The 14660-nt window shown below is 62.9% G+C and carries 13 protein-coding genes; 4 read left to right on the plus strand and 9 right to left on the minus strand.

Annotation, left to right across the window (positions count from 1 at the left end; translation table 11 throughout):
- Nucleotides 1-1434 (plus strand): phosphate acyltransferase (locus CN311_RS29555; protein WP_280954058.1); only part of this gene is annotated, 1434 nt, incomplete at its 5' end.
- 81 nt (nt 1435-1515) lie between these two features.
- Complete coding sequence (locus tag CN311_RS29560) at nt 1516-2688, plus strand: DUF2865 domain-containing protein (RefSeq protein ID WP_097577144.1); 1173 nt, start codon at nt 1516-1518, stop codon at nt 2686-2688.
- Here CN311_RS29560 and gltX read toward each other — a convergent pair.
- From gltX to CN311_RS29585, 5 genes are all read right to left on the minus strand, one after another.
- On the minus strand, nt 2606-3979 hold the full coding sequence (gene gltX, locus CN311_RS29565) for a glutamate--tRNA ligase (RefSeq protein WP_097577145.1): 1374 nt from the start codon (nt 3977-3979) through the stop codon (nt 2606-2608). The two genes, CN311_RS29560 and gltX, sit on opposite strands and share 83 nt — an antisense overlap.
- Nucleotides 3980-4156: 177 nt before the next feature.
- A complete protein-coding gene (locus CN311_RS29570) occupies nt 4157-5962 on the minus strand; it encodes an ABC transporter ATP-binding protein (protein WP_097577146.1) in 1806 nt (601 codons plus the stop codon).
- Nucleotides 5963-6345: 383 nt separating this feature from the next.
- Nucleotides 6346-6759, minus strand: a complete 414-nt coding sequence (locus CN311_RS29575) for a GNAT family N-acetyltransferase (protein ID WP_097577147.1) — start codon at nt 6757-6759, stop codon at nt 6346-6348.
- A 7-nt stretch (nt 6760-6766) separates the two neighbouring features.
- Nucleotides 6767-8449 (minus strand): NAD+ synthase, encoded by a 1683-nt coding sequence (locus CN311_RS29580; RefSeq protein WP_097577148.1) that lies wholly within the window; start codon nt 8447-8449, stop codon nt 6767-6769.
- A gap of 63 nt (nt 8450-8512) precedes the next feature.
- Nucleotides 8513-9223: a DNA-3-methyladenine glycosylase I gene (locus CN311_RS29585; RefSeq protein WP_097577149.1), complete on the minus strand. Its 711-nt coding sequence runs from the start codon at nt 9221-9223 to the stop codon at nt 8513-8515.
- 87 nt (nt 9224-9310) lie between these two features.
- Between CN311_RS29585 and CN311_RS29590 the strand changes: the two genes are divergently transcribed.
- Both CN311_RS29590 and CN311_RS29595 read left to right on the plus strand, forming a co-directional pair.
- The gene (locus CN311_RS29590) at nt 9311-9874 is read left to right on the plus strand and encodes a DUF1003 domain-containing protein (RefSeq protein ID WP_097577150.1); all 564 of its coding nucleotides are present in this window, start codon (nt 9311-9313) and stop codon (nt 9872-9874) included.
- Nucleotides 9871-10473: a DedA family protein gene (locus CN311_RS29595; RefSeq protein WP_097577151.1), complete on the plus strand. Its 603-nt coding sequence runs from the start codon at nt 9871-9873 to the stop codon at nt 10471-10473. Before CN311_RS29590 ends, CN311_RS29595 begins: the two co-directional genes overlap by 4 nt.
- Here CN311_RS29595 and CN311_RS29600 read toward each other — a convergent pair.
- The 4 genes from CN311_RS29600 to CN311_RS29615 form a co-directional block, all read right to left on the minus strand.
- Nucleotides 10462-10821 (minus strand): diacylglycerol kinase, encoded by a 360-nt coding sequence (locus tag CN311_RS29600; RefSeq protein ID WP_097577152.1) that lies wholly within the window; start codon nt 10819-10821, stop codon nt 10462-10464. The genes CN311_RS29595 and CN311_RS29600 overlap by 12 nt on opposite strands.
- A gap of 77 nt (nt 10822-10898) precedes the next feature.
- Nucleotides 10899-11318 carry a GFA family protein gene (locus tag CN311_RS29605; protein ID WP_097577154.1) on the minus strand — a complete coding sequence of 140 codons (420 nt, stop codon included), beginning with the start codon at nt 11316-11318 and terminating at the stop codon, nt 10899-10901.
- Nucleotides 11319-11484: 166 nt separating this feature from the next.
- Entirely contained in the window at nt 11485-12858 is a 1374-nt protein-coding gene (locus CN311_RS29610) for a class II 3-deoxy-7-phosphoheptulonate synthase (protein ID WP_097577153.1), read from the minus strand.
- A 145-nt stretch (nt 12859-13003) separates the two neighbouring features.
- Nucleotides 13004-14660: TRCF domain-containing protein (locus CN311_RS29615; protein WP_133117287.1), on the minus strand; the 1657-nt coding region annotated here is incomplete at its 5' end.

The raw sequence follows: 14660 nt of genomic DNA on the forward strand, positions 1-14660 counted from the left end.
CCCGAGATCATGCCGGAAGCGGCGCGGGCGGCACGACCTGACGCGATGATCTGCACCGGCCGTTCCGATTTTCCCAATCAAGTCAATAACGTACTCTGTTTTCCTTACATTTTCCGTGGCGCGCTGGACTGCGGCGCCAGCGCCATCAACGAAGAGATGAAGATGGCTGCGGTGCGCGCGATTGCGGCGCTGGCCCGCGAAGAGCCGTCCGATGTCGCCGCCCGCGCCTATTCCGGCGAGACGCCGATCTTCGGGCCGGATTTCCTGATCCCCTCGCCCTTCGACCCCAGGCTGATCCTGCGCATCGCGCCGGCGGTGGCCAAGGCTGCCTGCGACACCGGCGTCGCCACACGGCCGATCACCGACCTCGCCGCCTATATCGACCAGCTGAACCGCTTCGTCTTCCGCTCAGGCCTGGTCATGAAGCCGGTGTTCTCGATGGCCAAGACGTCGAACGCCAAACGCGTCATCTATGCCGACGGCGAGGACGAGCGCGTGCTGCGCGCCGCGCAAGTCGTGCTGGAGGAAGGCATCGCCGAACCGATCCTGATCGGGCGCCCGCATGTCATCGAAGTCCGGCTGAAACGCTACGGGCTGCGCATCAAGCCGGGCGTCGATTTCGGCCTGATCAACCCTGAGGACGATCCCCGCTACCGCCACTATGTCGATCTGCTGATCGAACTTGCCGGCCGCCGCGGCGTGACGACAGAGGCCGCGCGCACCATGGTGCGTACCGACAACACGGTCATCGCCGCCCTCGCCCTGAAGCGCGGCGATGCCGACGCCATGGTCTGCGGCCTCGAAGGCCGTTTCGAGCGGCATCTGCGCAACGTCACCCTGATCATCGGCCCACGCGCCGGCATCAAGGACCACGATTTGTCGACGCTTTCGATGTTGATCTCGCAGCGCGGTATCATTTTCCTCACCGACACCCACGTCTCCGTCGACCCGACGGCCGAGGAGATCGCCGAGATGACGGTGCTGGCGGCGGAAGAAATCCAGCGCTTCGGTATCGAACCGAAGGCCGCCTTGCTCTCGCATTCGGATTTCGGCTCGCGCGATTCACCCAGCGCTCTGAAGATGCGGCAGGCTGCGGCGATCCTGGCGCGCATTGCGCCGGACCTGCAATGCGACGGCGAGATGCATGCCGATACTGCCTTGTCCGAGCCTCTGCGCCAGCGCGTCTATCCACATTCGCGGCTGAAAGGCGAAGCCAACCTCTTGGTATTCCCCAATCTGGACTCCGCCAACATCACGCTAACCGCGCTGCGCACCATGATGGATGCTCTGCATGTCGGGCCGATCCTGCTCGGCACCGACAGGCCAGCGCACATATTGACGCCGTCGGTGACGTCGCGCGGCGTGGTCAACATGACCGCGCTCGCCGTGGTCGAAGCGGCCCACAAGGCTCAGGCGATAGTAAATCTGGGCTGAGCCCGTCTTCGGCGGTAAGCTAAACAAACAGTTAACTGCAATCGCGGTAGCTTTGGCGGCGGGAAACGGAGTTCTGGGCAAATGATGGGCGCAGGGTGGAAGCTGACGCGTGCGGCGGCGCTGCTTGCCGCCTTGGCGTTGTCCAGTCTTGCCGTCACCCAGTCGCAGGCCGCCTCCCGTGTTTGCCGGCAGTTGGAAGCCGATCTGGCGTCCGCCTCGCGTGGCGGCGGCAAGCCGGCTCTGCTCAGGAAATATGACGACGCGATCGTCCGGCAACGCCAGCAGATCGCAAAGGCCAGCAACCAGTCCGGCTGCGGCTTCTCGCTGTTTAGCCGCAATGAAAACGCCTGCGCCGCGCGCGACGCCACGCTCGACCGCATGAACGCCAATCTCGACGCCTTGGAGACCAAGCGGGCGCAACTCGCCGGCGGCGGCTCGCGGCGCGATCGCGCCCGCATATTGGCCGCGCTCGATGCCAATGGCTGCCGCGACAGCATTGTCGCTCCGAAGCGCGCGCCGCTGCGGGAAGCAAACCGAGAAGACGGCGACGGCAATCTGCTTGATCGGCTCCTGGACGGCGACAAAAGACAACCCGAAGCGCCGGAGAGCCATCCCGGCGAACAACGCGGCATCCGCGCCATGATCAACCAGCCCGACCGGATGGACCTGCCACGCCTTGGCGGCGAATTCCGCACGGTTTGCGTGCGCACCTGCGATGGCTACTTCTTCCCGATGTCGAATGCCGCCTCGATGGGCGATTTCGAGCGCGACCAGAAGAACTGCGATTCGAGCTGTCCCGGCACCGAGATGCAAGTGTTCTACACGCGCGGCCAGGATGGCGATTCGGCTGACATGACGTCGTCGGCCACCGGCAGGCCCTACCGCGAACTGCCGACCGCCTATCTCTACAAACAGTCCTCACGCCCGCCGGCCTGCGGCTGCAACGCGGCACAGAATTTCGAAGTCATTGCCGGCAAGCCGCCAAGTCCTGAACAGTCGCAGGCCGATACGCAAGCCGAACCGTTCATTCCAGTGCCTGTCGCCAAGCCCGATCCGGGCGCCGATCCCGAGACCTTGGCCAACGCCGAAGGCGGGCTCGACCGTGAAGCCATCAAGCGCCTGGCCGTCAAGCCCGTGGCGTCGACCTTGCCGCCGCCGGAGCAGCGCAAGATCAGGGTCGTCGGGCCAGCGTTCCTTCCCGACCCAAAAGCGGCAATAGATCTGCAAGTTCCGGCCCCGAATTCTGTCCGGTAAGTGCCAGCCTGAGCGGCATGAACAACGCCTTGCCCTTGCGCCCCGTGGCTTCCCTGATCTTGCCCGTCCAGTTCTTCCAGACCGAGCCGTTCCACGGATCTTCCGGCAGAAGGTCGAACGCCTGATGGAGAAAATCGCGGTCTTCGTCGGAAAACTCAGGCGGCTCCTGCGGGCCTTCGCGAAGCGTGCGCCACCAGATTGCCGCATCGGCCAGCCTGTCGACATTGCCACGCACGGCGAGCCAGAATGGCTCGGCCTGTTCGCCTGATATGCCAAGTACGATCAGCCGGTCGCGCGCCTCGGAAAACGGCATGTTGTGCAGCAGTGTGCGGTTGAGCACGAAAAGCTCGTCCGGATCGAATTTGGCGGCGGATTTCGACGTTGCGGCTGGATCAAAGCGCTCGGCAAGCCCGTTCATATCGGGCACCGCCACGACATTTTCCGAAGTGCCGACGAGTACGGCCAGCGAGGCGACCGCCATCGGTTCGATGCCGGTCTCGCGCAGTCTTTCGATGGACAGTGCGCCGGTTCGCTTCGACAGCCCCTCGCCCGTACTGGTGGTCAAGAGATTGTGGTGGCCGAACACCGGCGGCTCGGCGCCGAGCGCCTGGAAGAGCGCAATCTGCACGCCGGTATTGGTGACATGATCATCGCCGCGGATGACATGGCTGATGCCCATCTCGATATCGTCGACCACCGAAGGCAGCGTGTAGAGATAAGTGCCGTCCTCGCGCCGCACGACCGGATCCGAGACCGAGGCCAGGTCGACGGTTTCCTCGCCGCGCACCAGATCGTTCCAGTGGATTTCGGTACGCTCCGGCTGCAAGGGATCGCTGGTGAAATTCGGCAGGAGGAAGCGCCAGTGCGGCCGGCGGCCGTCCGACTGGTACTCGGCGACCTGATCGCGCGTCAGCGTCAGCGCCTCGCGGCCATAGACCGGCGGCAGGCCTCGCGTGCGGCGCACCTTGCGCCTGAGATCGAGCTCTTCCGGCGTTTCATAGCAAGCATAGACAAGGCGCGCCGCCTTCAACCTTTCCACCGCGGCGTCATAGATCTCGAAACGCCGCGACTGGTATTCCGTGGCATCCGGAAAAATGCCCAGCCAATGCAGATCATAGAGGATGGCGTCGGAAAATTCCTGCGTCGAGCGCGCGACGTCGGTGTCGTCGAAGCGCTGGATGAAGCGGCCCTTGTTGTTCAACGCAAACAGCCAGTTGAACAGGGCGGTGCGCGCATTGCCGATATGGATGCGGCCGGTGGGCGACGGGGCAAAACGGACGGTAACTGTCATGAGCGGGGCGTACCGGATGCTTTCGGTGTTGACAAGACACGCCCCCGCGCGCTGCCGCAGACATAGAATATGACGGCGGAAATGAAAAGCCTGCAGCGCCGCGTGGTCCATGAGAGCGACCTGAGTCCACCTGGGCACAAGTAGCTCCAACACTTGATCCACGCGGCGCTGTAGCAGTCAAATCACCATTCCCTTGGTCAGTTCCAGCGCCTGGCGCTCGAAAAGCCGGCGGTAGATGCCATCCTTCAGCCGGATCAGTTCGCCATGCGATCCTTCCTCGGCGATGCGGCCGCGATCGAATACCAAGAGCCTGTCGAGCGCCCGTACCGTCGACAGCCGGTGCGCGATGACCAGCGTGGTGCGGCCGACCATCAGCCGCTCCATCGCCTGCTGGATCAGCACCTCCGATTCCGAATCGAGGCTGGACGTCGCCTCATCCAGGATGAGGATCCTGGCATCGGCGAGGAAAGCGCGCGCGATCGCCACCCGCTGGCGCTCGCCGCCGGACAGCTTCACGCCGCGTTCGCCGACCAGCGTGCCATAGCCCTTCGGCAGGTCGGCGATGAAGTCGTGCGCACTGGCCAGCCGCGCCGCATGCTCGATCTCCGCCTGGCTGGCGCTCGGCCGGGCATAGGCGATGTTTTCGGCCAGCGACCGGTGAAACAGGATCGGCTCCTGCTGGACGATGGCGATCTGCCCGCGCAGCGACGCCTGCGCCACCTCGGCAATATTCTGGCCGTCGATCAGGATCCGCCCCGCGTTCACGTCGTAAAGGCGCTGGATCAGCTTGACGAAGGTCGTCTTGCCCGAGCCAGAATGGCCGACCAGCCCAACGCGTTCACCCGGCGCGATATCCACCGAGAAGTCGCGGTAGAGCGGCAGCCGATGGCTGCCATAGTGGAAGGTGACGTTGTCGAAGGCGATGCGGCCGTCGGTGATGCGGATCGGCTTGGCGCCGGGCCAGTCCTCGATGCCGAGCGGTTCGGACTGGAAGTCGACCAGTTCCTCCATGTCATTGATCGAGCGCTGCAAATTGCGGATATGCGTGCCGATATCCCGGAGATAGCCTTGCAGCACGAAGAACGAGGTCAGCACGAAAGCGACATCGCCGGCACTCGCCTGCCCCCACGACCACAGCAGCAGCGAAAATCCGATCACCGCCGTCCTCAGCAGCAAAAGCATCGTCCCTTGCGTGGTGCCGTTGAGGGTGCCGCGCACCCAGGTGCGCCGCGTGCGGGCACGCCATTTGGCGACCACTTTGGCAAGGCGCGTTTCCTCGCGCGTCTCGGCGCCGAAACCCTTGACTACGGCATTGCAGCTCACCGCGTCGGCCAGCGAGCCGCCAAGGCGCGTATCCCAGGCATTGGCAAGCCTTGCCGCAGGCGCGACATAGCCGAGCGACAGCATTGCGGTCACCGCGATGAACAGCACCGAGCCGGCGGCGACCACCACGCCCATCATCGGCCAGAACCAGCCGAGCAGCAGCGTCGAGCCGATCAGCATGACGAGCGACGGCAGCAACGCGATCAGGATCGTGTCGTTGAGCAGGTCGAGCGCCCACATGCCGCGCGTTATCTTGCGCACGGTCGAGCCGGCGAAGCTGTTGGCATGCCAGTCGGTGGAAAACCGTTGAACGCGGTGGAAGGCGTCGGCGGCAATGTCGGCCATCATCTTCAGCGTCAGGTCCGTGATGCCCATGAAGGCGATGTTGCGCAGAACGACGCCCGCGAGCGCCAACGCCACCAGCATGGAAAACGCCGCCACCGCTGCGTTCCACGCGATGTCATCGGCCGCAGCACTGCTGGCGACGGCGTCGACCAGTCGGCCGGAATAGAGCGGCGTCAGCACGTCGGCCGAGGTCGACAGCAGGAAAGTGCCCATGATGAGCGAAAGCCGCCAGGGCTGACGCCGCCAATGGCCGAACGTAAAACCAAGAACGCTGCGAAAGGCGCTCGCGCGCAAATCGATTTGAAAACGAGCCATGATGTCATCCGGGCTCAAACGAGCCCGGTCCCGGTAAGGTCGAAAATTGAAAAAACCGCGTTAGGGCCAGTTGGCGCCCAGGAATGCGGAGGTTCTGCATATTTGGGGGTTCGCCCGGAGGTGGCGAACGGCAGCGGCAAATGCCTGTCCTCGGTTCAGCCTTTGCCGCGAAGGGGAACCCTCGCGGCGCACTGACCAAGACCTAGGCTTCGCGGCCTCGCATAACGATGTCAAATCGTGGCATTCGGTTCCTCCTAAAGGGGAATCGCGGAGACGCTCTTATAGAGATGCCTCAACGCTTCGCCAAGATAGCAGGCGATCCAAACCGCATCTGGTCTAGGCAGTGAGACGATTTTGCAACAATCGCGGGTTGTGCCGCTTGCTCAGCCTGCCGGGATGCGGTCGAGCCGCATATAACGGCCATCGGTGGACGGCTTGAAGCCGAGCTTTTCATAGACCGCGTGGGCGTCGTTGGTCGCCAGGCTCCAATGTGTGACCGTCTTGCAGTCTGGATGATCGATAAGCGCCTGGACAAGCCGCGTGCCGATCCCTCGCCCGCGATGCCCGGGCCAGACAATGATGTCGGCAAGATAGGCAAACACCGTGCGGTCGGTGATCGCGCGGCCGAAGCCGACCTGTTTGCCGCCGATGTAAGCGCCGGCGCAGAGCGAGTTGGCAAAGGCGCGGCGGTGCATTTCGTCGCTGCGCCCGGTGCCCCAGTAGCTCGTCATCAACAGGTCGGAGGTCGCCCGGAAATCGATCCGCGACACATCGAAGCTGATCTCGCATCCAGGCACGGCCAGCCTAGCTCCGATCCCTGAACCGGTTGGTGATGGGATAGCGGCGGTCGCGGCCGAAATTCTTCCTGGTGATCTTCACGCCGGGTGCTGCCTGCCGGCGCTTGTATTCGGCGATGTAGAGCAGGTGCTCGATGCGCGTCACCGTCGCCTGGTCATGGCCGCGCGCGACGATGTCGTCAACGCCCATCTCGTTCTCGACCAGGCACTCCAATATGTCGTCCAGCACCGGATAAGGCGGCAGCGAATCCTGGTCGGTCTGGTTTTCGCGCAGTTCCGCCGACGGCGCCTTGTCGATGATGTTCTTCGGGATCACCTCGCCGGAGGGGCCGAGCGCGCCCGGCGGCACATGCGAGTTGCGCCAGCGCGACAGCGCATAGACCTGCATCTTGTAGAGGTCCTTGATCGGATTGAAGCCGCCATTCATGTCGCCATAGAGCGTGGCGTAGCCAACCGACATCTCGCTCTTGTTGCCGGTGGTGACGACCATCGAGCCGAACTTGTTGGAGATCGCCATCAGGATGGTGCCGCGCGCGCGGCTTTGCAGGTTTTCCTCGGTGATGCCTTCCTTGGTGCCCTCGAAAAGCTGCGTCAGCGTGTGCAAAAATCCCTCGACCGGCTCGAAGATCGGCACGATGTCATAACGGCAGCCAAGCGCGCGGGCGCAATCCTCGGCGTCCTTCAGCGAATCCTTCGAAGTATAGCGGTAGGGCATCATCACGGCGCGCAGCCGTTCCTCGCCCAGCGCATCGACGGCAAGGGCCGCGCAGATCGCCGAATCGATGCCGCCGGAAAGGCCAAGCACGACGTTCTTGAAGCCGTTCTTGTTGACGTAATCGCGCAGGCCCAGCATGCAGGCGCGATAGTCCGCCTCTTCCCGTTCGGGAATCTTCGACATCGGCCCTTCGGAGCACACCCAGCCATCGGGCGTCCTCTTCCAGGTGGTGACGTCGACCGCCTCCTCGAACTGGCTCATCTGGAAGGCCAGCGTCTTGTCGGCACCTATGGCAAACGAGGCGCCGTCGAAGATCAGCTCGTCCTGGCCGCCAAGCTGGTTGGCATAGATCATCGGCAGGCCGCACTCGATGACCTGGCGGATGACGACCTGATGGCGAACGTCGATCTTGGCGCGATAGTAGGGCGAGCCGTTCGGCACCAGCAGGATTTCCGCGCCGCTTTCGGCCAGTGTCTCGCAGACGGCGACATCGCCCCAGATGTCTTCGCAGATCGGGATTCCCAGGCGCACGCCGCGGAAATTGACCGGCCCCTGGAGCTCAGGTCCGGCCTGGAAGACGCGCTTTTCGTCGAACTCGCCGTAGTTCGGCAGATCGAGCTTGTAGCGCTCGGCAAGGATCTTGCCGCCATCGGCAAAAATGATCGAATTGTGCGTGCCGCTCTTGCGCTTCAGCGGCGTGCCGATGATGACGCCGGGACCGCCATCGGCGGTGTCGCTGGCGAAGTCCTGCGCCGCCCGTTCGCATGCCTTCAGGAAGGCCGGCTTCAGCACCAGATCCTCAGGCGGATAGCCGGCGAGGAAGAGTTCGGTGAACAGCACGAGGTCGGCGCCCTGGCGGGCGGCGTCCGCCCTCGCCTCGCGCGCCTTGGCGAGATTGCCTGATATATCGCCAACCGTCGGGTTGAGCTGGGCGATGGCGATGCGCAGGATATCGGGAGCGGTGGTCTTGGTCATGCCTGCTGACTTAGCGCGGCAAAATTCGCCGGGCAATGGCGTTCGCTTGGACCAATGCTCGGTCTATTCGCCCATATATTCGCGCAGCGACTCCGGCGAATGGTTTTCGCCAATCGACATCGCCAGGATGCGCGAAATATGCCGGCGCGGTAGCCGCGTTTGCGCCGCCCAGGCGTTGATCTGAGCCTGGATCTTGTCGAGATCCCGCTTCGAGGTCGGGCTTTCGGCGATGTCGAGGCCGGCGTCGCGCAATGCGGCGGCCATGTCGGCGGAGATGATGAAGGCGTCCCATTCCAGCCAGCGCAGAAAATACTGGCCGGTGTTGCCTCCGAGCCGGCTGCCATGTTTGCCGAGATAGGCCATCAGCCCGACCTGGTCGTCCGCCGGCCAATCGGCGAGGAATTTGCCGAAACCGCCATGCTCCTTCGACACCCGCTCGACGAAGGCAGCGTTGTCTCGGACGGATTTGATCTTCTGCGGATTGCGCACGATGCGCTGGTCGGAGGCCAGGTCGTGCCAGAAATCATCGGGCTGGAACAATAGCCGCTTCGGCTCGAAGTGGAGAAAGGCTTCTTCGAAACCCGGCCATTTCTGCTCGATGACCCGCCAGACGAAACCGGCGGCAAAGACCCGCCCGGCCATGGTCGACAGGATCCGGTCGTCGGTAGTGTCAGCCACGGCGGCGTTGTCAGGCACGGGTCCGAGCAACGATGCCAATGAGGCCTCGCCACCTTTGCGTTCTGCCGCGCGGGCGCGAATTTTCTGAAAATTCATCGTTGTTTCCTCACCCCGTCGCGTCAATCTACCACTTCCCGGATGAACCGGCAGCCTCTACCTCTATCGCTGACGAAGGAGGCGACGATGAACAAGACGATCGACGACCTGGCAAACCGCTGGCTGAAGCGAAAGCCGGATGGTCTGAGCGCGCTCGAAAACCGGGTTCTGCAATCGGCGCTCGAGCGCACCACGATTTCGAGGGACACCAACAAGGCCGTCGCCATTCACCAGACGTTTGGCGATCGTCTGGCCGACACTATCGCCCGGATCGGCGGCTCGTGGTCCTTCATTCTGGCGTTCATTGCCTTCCTGATCCTGTGGACGGCAGGCAATGTCTGGCTTTTGACGCGTGATGCCTTTGATCCCTACCCCTTCATCTTCCTCAATCTCGTGCTTTCCATGGTCGCTGCCCTGCAGGCGCCGGTGATCATGATGGCGCAGAACCGCCAGACCGAGCGCGACCGTATCGACGCGACCCACGACTATGAGGTCAACCTCAAGGCCGAGATCGAGATCATGGCGCTGCATGAAAAGCTCGACGAACTGCGCCACGGCCAGATCATCGGCATGCGCGACGAGATCGCCAAGCTGGCCGAACAGGTCAAGCGCATCGACGACATCCTGTCGAAGCAGCGTACGTCTTCATGACGGAGATCATCCATCATTTCATCGAACAGTATGGGTTGATCGCCGTCTTTCTAGGCTGTGTCGCCGAAGGCGAAAGCGCTGCCATCCTCGGCGGATTCTTCGCGCATCAGCACGTCTTCGGTCTCTGGCAGGCCTTTCTGGCGGCAGCCACGGGCGCCTTTGTCGGCGACACCTTCTTCTTCATCCTCGGAAGAAGCTTCGCCGACCACCCGTTCGTGATCAAGTTGAAAGGCCGGCCCGGCTTCAGCCATGCCTACCGCCTCGTCTCGAGCCATCCCAACATCTTCGTGCTGTCCAACCGCTACATCTATGGCATGCGTCTGGTCGGCGGCATCGCCGCCGGCTTCGCCAGCATACCGGTGGCGCGCTTCGTCATCCTCAACGCCATCTCCTCGCTGGTCTGGGCGGCATTGTTCGGCACCGTCGGCTATGTCTTCGGGCTAGGCGCCGAACGCATCGTCGGCCAGACGCTTGCCCGTCACGAGCGGTTGCTGATCGCTCTGGCGATCGGCCTTGCCGTGGCCGGCCTTGCCTGGTTCGTCGCTCGTCACTTCGCCGGCAAGGAACGCGACAAGGATGCTAGAGCGTCAGATCGGTAGCCCCGTGATCCGCTCGATGATGGCGATGCCCCAGACGCCGGCGACGATCACCACCGAGATCAGCACCGCCAGCGAGCCGCAATCCTTGGCGAGCTGGATATCGACATTGAACTCCCGGCTGAAGGCGTCGCACGCAGCCTCGATACCGGTGTTCAGCACCTCGACCATGATCAAAAGCAGCACCGCGCCGACCAGCAAGGCATAGCCGCGCCACGAAACCGAAACGAACCAGCCAAGCGGCAGGGCAAGCACCAGCAGCATCAGCTCCTGCTGAAAAGCCTTTTCGCTGACGGCCAGTTTGCGGAACGCCCGTACCGAATTGAAGAAAGCATCGATCAGCCGCTGCATGCCCAATCCCTTTTCGAATCACCGGCAGGGGATATCGCAATGGCCCGATCAATGGAATAAGGCGGCCTCTCCAAAATTCATTCATCCGCGACCCTGAGCGACGGTGTCGACTTCTCGAATTGCGGCAGCCCGTCGTCGATAGCGTAGTAGTCGCCCTTGTCGCCGACGAAGATATGACATTCGCCTTGAAGCCCAGTCGGCCTGTCGAATGCCCCGGCCAGAACCGAGACATAGGCGTCCTCCCGCGGCTTCCAGAACAGCACCGAGCCGCATGTCTTGCAAAAGCCGCGCCTGGCAAACGACGACGCTTCATACCAGGCGACGCTCTCGGCGCCGGCGATCTCGATGTTTTCGTCGGGGACATTGGTTGCAGCGTAGTAGTGCCCGCTCTGCTTGCGGCATTGCGAACAGTGACAATAAATCACCCCGCGCAAAGGCCCGCGCGTCTTGAAGCGGACGGCGCCGCACAGGCACGAGCCGCTATGATTGTCATCCATTGTGGTCTCCATTCGAAATCCTCGTCTATGGCAGGATTCCAGTTTTGCAGCGGCTGCGCTGGAGCAAATACGACATTCAGCAGGCTACGCCGGGAAGCCATTCCCAAGCAAAAAGCGCCGGATTTCTCCAGCGCCTTTTGATCCTGATTTTCGATGGTGACCGAAACTAGCCGTTGACGGCCTGCTTGTGCTGCACCGGATGGCTCTTCTTGAGCAGGTCCGACACAAGGAAGGCCAGTTCGATCGCCTGGTCGGCGTTGAGGCGCGGGTCGCAATGGGTGTGATAGCGATCCTGCAGCTCTTCGGCCGTGATGGCGCGGGCGCCACCGGTGCATTCGGTAACGTTCTTGCCGGTCATCTCGACGTGAATGCCGCCCGGATGCGTGCCTTCGGCGCGATGCACCTCGAAGAAGGTTTGCACTTCCTTCAGGATGCGGTCGAACGGCCGCGTCTTGTAGCCTGCAGCCTCGATCGTGTTGCCATGCATCGGGTCGGACGACCACACCACGCTGCGGCCTTCCTTCTTCACCGCCCGCACCAGTTTCGGCAGATGCTCGGCGACCTTGTCAGAGCCGAAACGCGCGATCAGGGTCAGCCGTCCCGGCTCGTTCTCCGGATTGAGCAAGTCGATGAGCTGCAAAAGACCGTCCGGGGTCAGCGACGGACCGCATTTCAGGCCGAGCGGGTTCTTGATGCCGCGGCAATATTCGACATGGGCATGGTCGGGCTGGCGCGTGCGGTCGCCGATCCAGATCATGTGGCCCGACGTGGCGTACCAGTCGCCCGAGGTCGAATCGACCCGGGTCAGCGCTTCCTCGTAACCGAGCAGCAGCGCTTCATGGCTGGTATAAAAATCGGTCTCGCGCAGCGCGTAATTGGTCTCCGAGGTGATGCCAACGGCCTTCATGAAGTCCATCGTCTCGGTGATGCGGTTGGCGAGCGCACCGTATTTCTCGCCCTGCGGACTGTCGGACACGAAGCCGAGCATCCATTGGTGCACATTCTCCAGGCTGGCATAGCCGCCCTGCGCAAAGGCGCGCAACAGGTTGAGCGTCGCCGCCGACTGGCGGTAGGCCATCTCCTGGCGTGCGGGATCGGGAATGCGCGACTTGGCGTCGAACTCGATGCCGTTGATGATGTCGCCGCGATAGCTCGGCAGCGTCACGCCGCCCTTGGTCTCGCTGTCGGACGAGCGCGGCTTGGCGAACTGGCCGGCGACACGGCCGACCTTCACCACCGGCTGCGCGCCGGCGAAGGTCAGCACGACGGACATCTGCAGGAAGACACGGAAGAAGTCGCGGATATTGTCCGCGCCATGCTCGGCGAAACTCTCGGCGCAGTCACCGCCCTGGAGGAGGAAAGCGTCACCGGCCGCGACAGCCGCAAGCTGCTTCTTCAGCTTGCGCGCCTCACCTGCGAAAACCAGCGGCGGAAAGGTGGCAAGCTGGGCTTCCGTATTCTTCAGCGCATTGAGATCCGGATAGGCAGGAACCTGCTGGATCGGCTTTGCTCTCCAAGAATTCGGCGACCATTTCGTCATCGTTGCACCAACGCTGTTTCAAGCGGACGCCATCGCCCGCCGTTCCGCCCCTATATGGGGATCGCGCTCCATACACGAAGCCGATTTCCTATTCTAGACCGGAATTGACCACCTGGCGAATGCGGAAAACCCCGGCGAGCATATGCTACGCGGCCTTCTCCGCCAGCCGTGCCAGTTGGGTCATGACGACCGCCGAGCCAGCAAGCCGCTTCTCGGCAGTTGGCCAATCGCGGGTAAAGACGACGCTGTGATCCGGCCGGATCTTGGCCAGCGAACCCTGCTCGCCGATGAATTTGACCAGCCCGACCGGGTTGGGGTACTCGCGTTTGCGGAAGTGGATGACGACGCCCTTCGGTCCGGCGTCGAGCTTTTCGACATTGGCCTTGCGGCAGAGAGCCTTGATGAAGACGATCTTCAGGAGGTGCTTCACCTCCTCCGGCAGCGGGCCGAAACGGTCGATCAATTCGGCGCCGAAGGCATCGATCTCCTCGGTATTTTCGAGATCGCCGAGGCGGCGGTAGAGCGCCAGCCTGAGTTGAAGGTCCGGCACATAGCTTTCCGGGATCATTACCGCCGTGCCGACGGCGATCTGCGGCGACCAGCCGCCATCCTGCACCTCGCCGGAATCCTTCACCTCGGCCACCGCCTCCTCCAGCATCTGCTGGTAGAGCTCGAAGCCGACCTCCTTGATGTGGCCGGACTGCTCTTCACCGAGAAGATTGCCGGCGCCTCTGATATCGAGATCATGGCTGGCAAGCTGGAAGCCGGCGCCAAGTGTGTCGAGCGACTGCAGCACCTTCAGCCGGCGCTCGGCGGTATCGGTCAGCTTGCGATTGGCCGGCAACGTGAACAGCGCGTAGGCACGCACTTTCGAGCGGCCGACACGGCCGCGCAACTGATAGAGCTGCGACAGGCCAAACATGTCGGCGCGATGCACGATCAGCGTGTTGGCGGTCGGGATATCGAGGCCGGATTCGACGATGGTGGTCGACAAAAGCACATCGTACTGGCCGTCGTAGAAGGCATTCATGATGTCGTCGAGCTCGCCGGGCGGCATCTGGCCATGGGCCACGGCGACCTTCAGCTCGGGCACGGATTCTTTGAGGAAATCATGGATTTCCGCCAGATCGCTGATGCGCGGCACGACATAGAAGGAATGTCCGCCACGATAGCGCTCGCGCAGCAGCGTCTCGCGGATGACCAGCGGGTCGAAAGGCGAGATGAAGGTGCGCACCGCCATGCGGTCGACCGGCGGCGTGGCGATCAGCGACAGTTCGCGCACGCCGGTCAGCGCCAATTGCAGCGTGCGCGGGATGGGCGTTGCCGACAGCGTCAGCACATGGACATCGGTCTTGAGATCCTTCAGCCGCTCCTTGTGCTTGACGCCAAAGTGCTGCTCCTCGTCGATGATCAGCAGGCCGAGATTCTTGAACGAGATCGCGCTGCCGAGCAGCGCATGGGTGCCGACGACGATGTCGACCGTGCCTTCGGCGATGCCTTTCTTGGTTTCGGCCAGATCCTTGGCGCCGACCAGCCGTGAAGCCTGGGCGACGCGGATCGGCAGGCCGGAGAAGCGTTGCGAAAAGGTCTTGAAATGCTGGCGCGACAACAGCGTCGTCGGCACCACCACCGCGACCTGAAACCCTTCCATCGCCGCGATGAAGGCGGCGCGAAGCGCAACTTCCGTCTTGCCGAAGCCGACATCGCCGCAGATCAGCCGGTCCATCGGCTTTCCGGCGCCCAGATCGTCCATGACGGAATCGATCGCCGTCTGCTGGTCGTCGGTTTCCTCATAGGGAAAG

The organism is Mesorhizobium sanjuanii (assembly GCF_002529485.1).
GTDB lineage: Bacteria > Pseudomonadota > Alphaproteobacteria > Rhizobiales > Rhizobiaceae > Mesorhizobium > Mesorhizobium sanjuanii.

What these genes read in the sequence shown, in the direction of transcription:
- CN311_RS29560 (WP_097577144.1), top strand. Translation starts at nt 1,516, where the DNA reads ATGATGGGCGCAGGGTGGAAGCTGACGCGTGCGGCGGCGCTGCTTGCC.
- gltX (WP_097577145.1), bottom strand. Translation starts at nt 3,979, where the DNA reads ATGACAGTTACCGTCCGTTTTGCCCCGTCGCCCACCGGCCGCATCCAT.
- CN311_RS29570 (WP_097577146.1), bottom strand. Translation starts at nt 5,962, where the DNA reads ATGGCTCGTTTTCAAATCGATTTGCGCGCGAGCGCCTTTCGCAGCGTT.
- CN311_RS29580 (WP_097577148.1), bottom strand. Translation starts at nt 8,449, where the DNA reads ATGACCAAGACCACCGCTCCCGATATCCTGCGCATCGCCATCGCCCAG.
- CN311_RS29585 (WP_097577149.1), bottom strand. Translation starts at nt 9,223, where the DNA reads ATGAATTTTCAGAAAATTCGCGCCCGCGCGGCAGAACGCAAAGGTGGC.
- CN311_RS29590 (WP_097577150.1), top strand. Translation starts at nt 9,311, where the DNA reads ATGAACAAGACGATCGACGACCTGGCAAACCGCTGGCTGAAGCGAAAG.
- CN311_RS29595 (WP_097577151.1), top strand. Translation starts at nt 9,871, where the DNA reads ATGACGGAGATCATCCATCATTTCATCGAACAGTATGGGTTGATCGCC.
- CN311_RS29600 (WP_097577152.1), bottom strand. Translation starts at nt 10,821, where the DNA reads ATGCAGCGGCTGATCGATGCTTTCTTCAATTCGGTACGGGCGTTCCGC.
- CN311_RS29605 (WP_097577154.1), bottom strand. Translation starts at nt 11,318, where the DNA reads ATGGATGACAATCATAGCGGCTCGTGCCTGTGCGGCGCCGTCCGCTTC.
- CN311_RS29610 (WP_097577153.1), bottom strand. Translation starts at nt 12,858, where the DNA reads ATGACGAAATGGTCGCCGAATTCTTGGAGAGCAAAGCCGATCCAGCAG.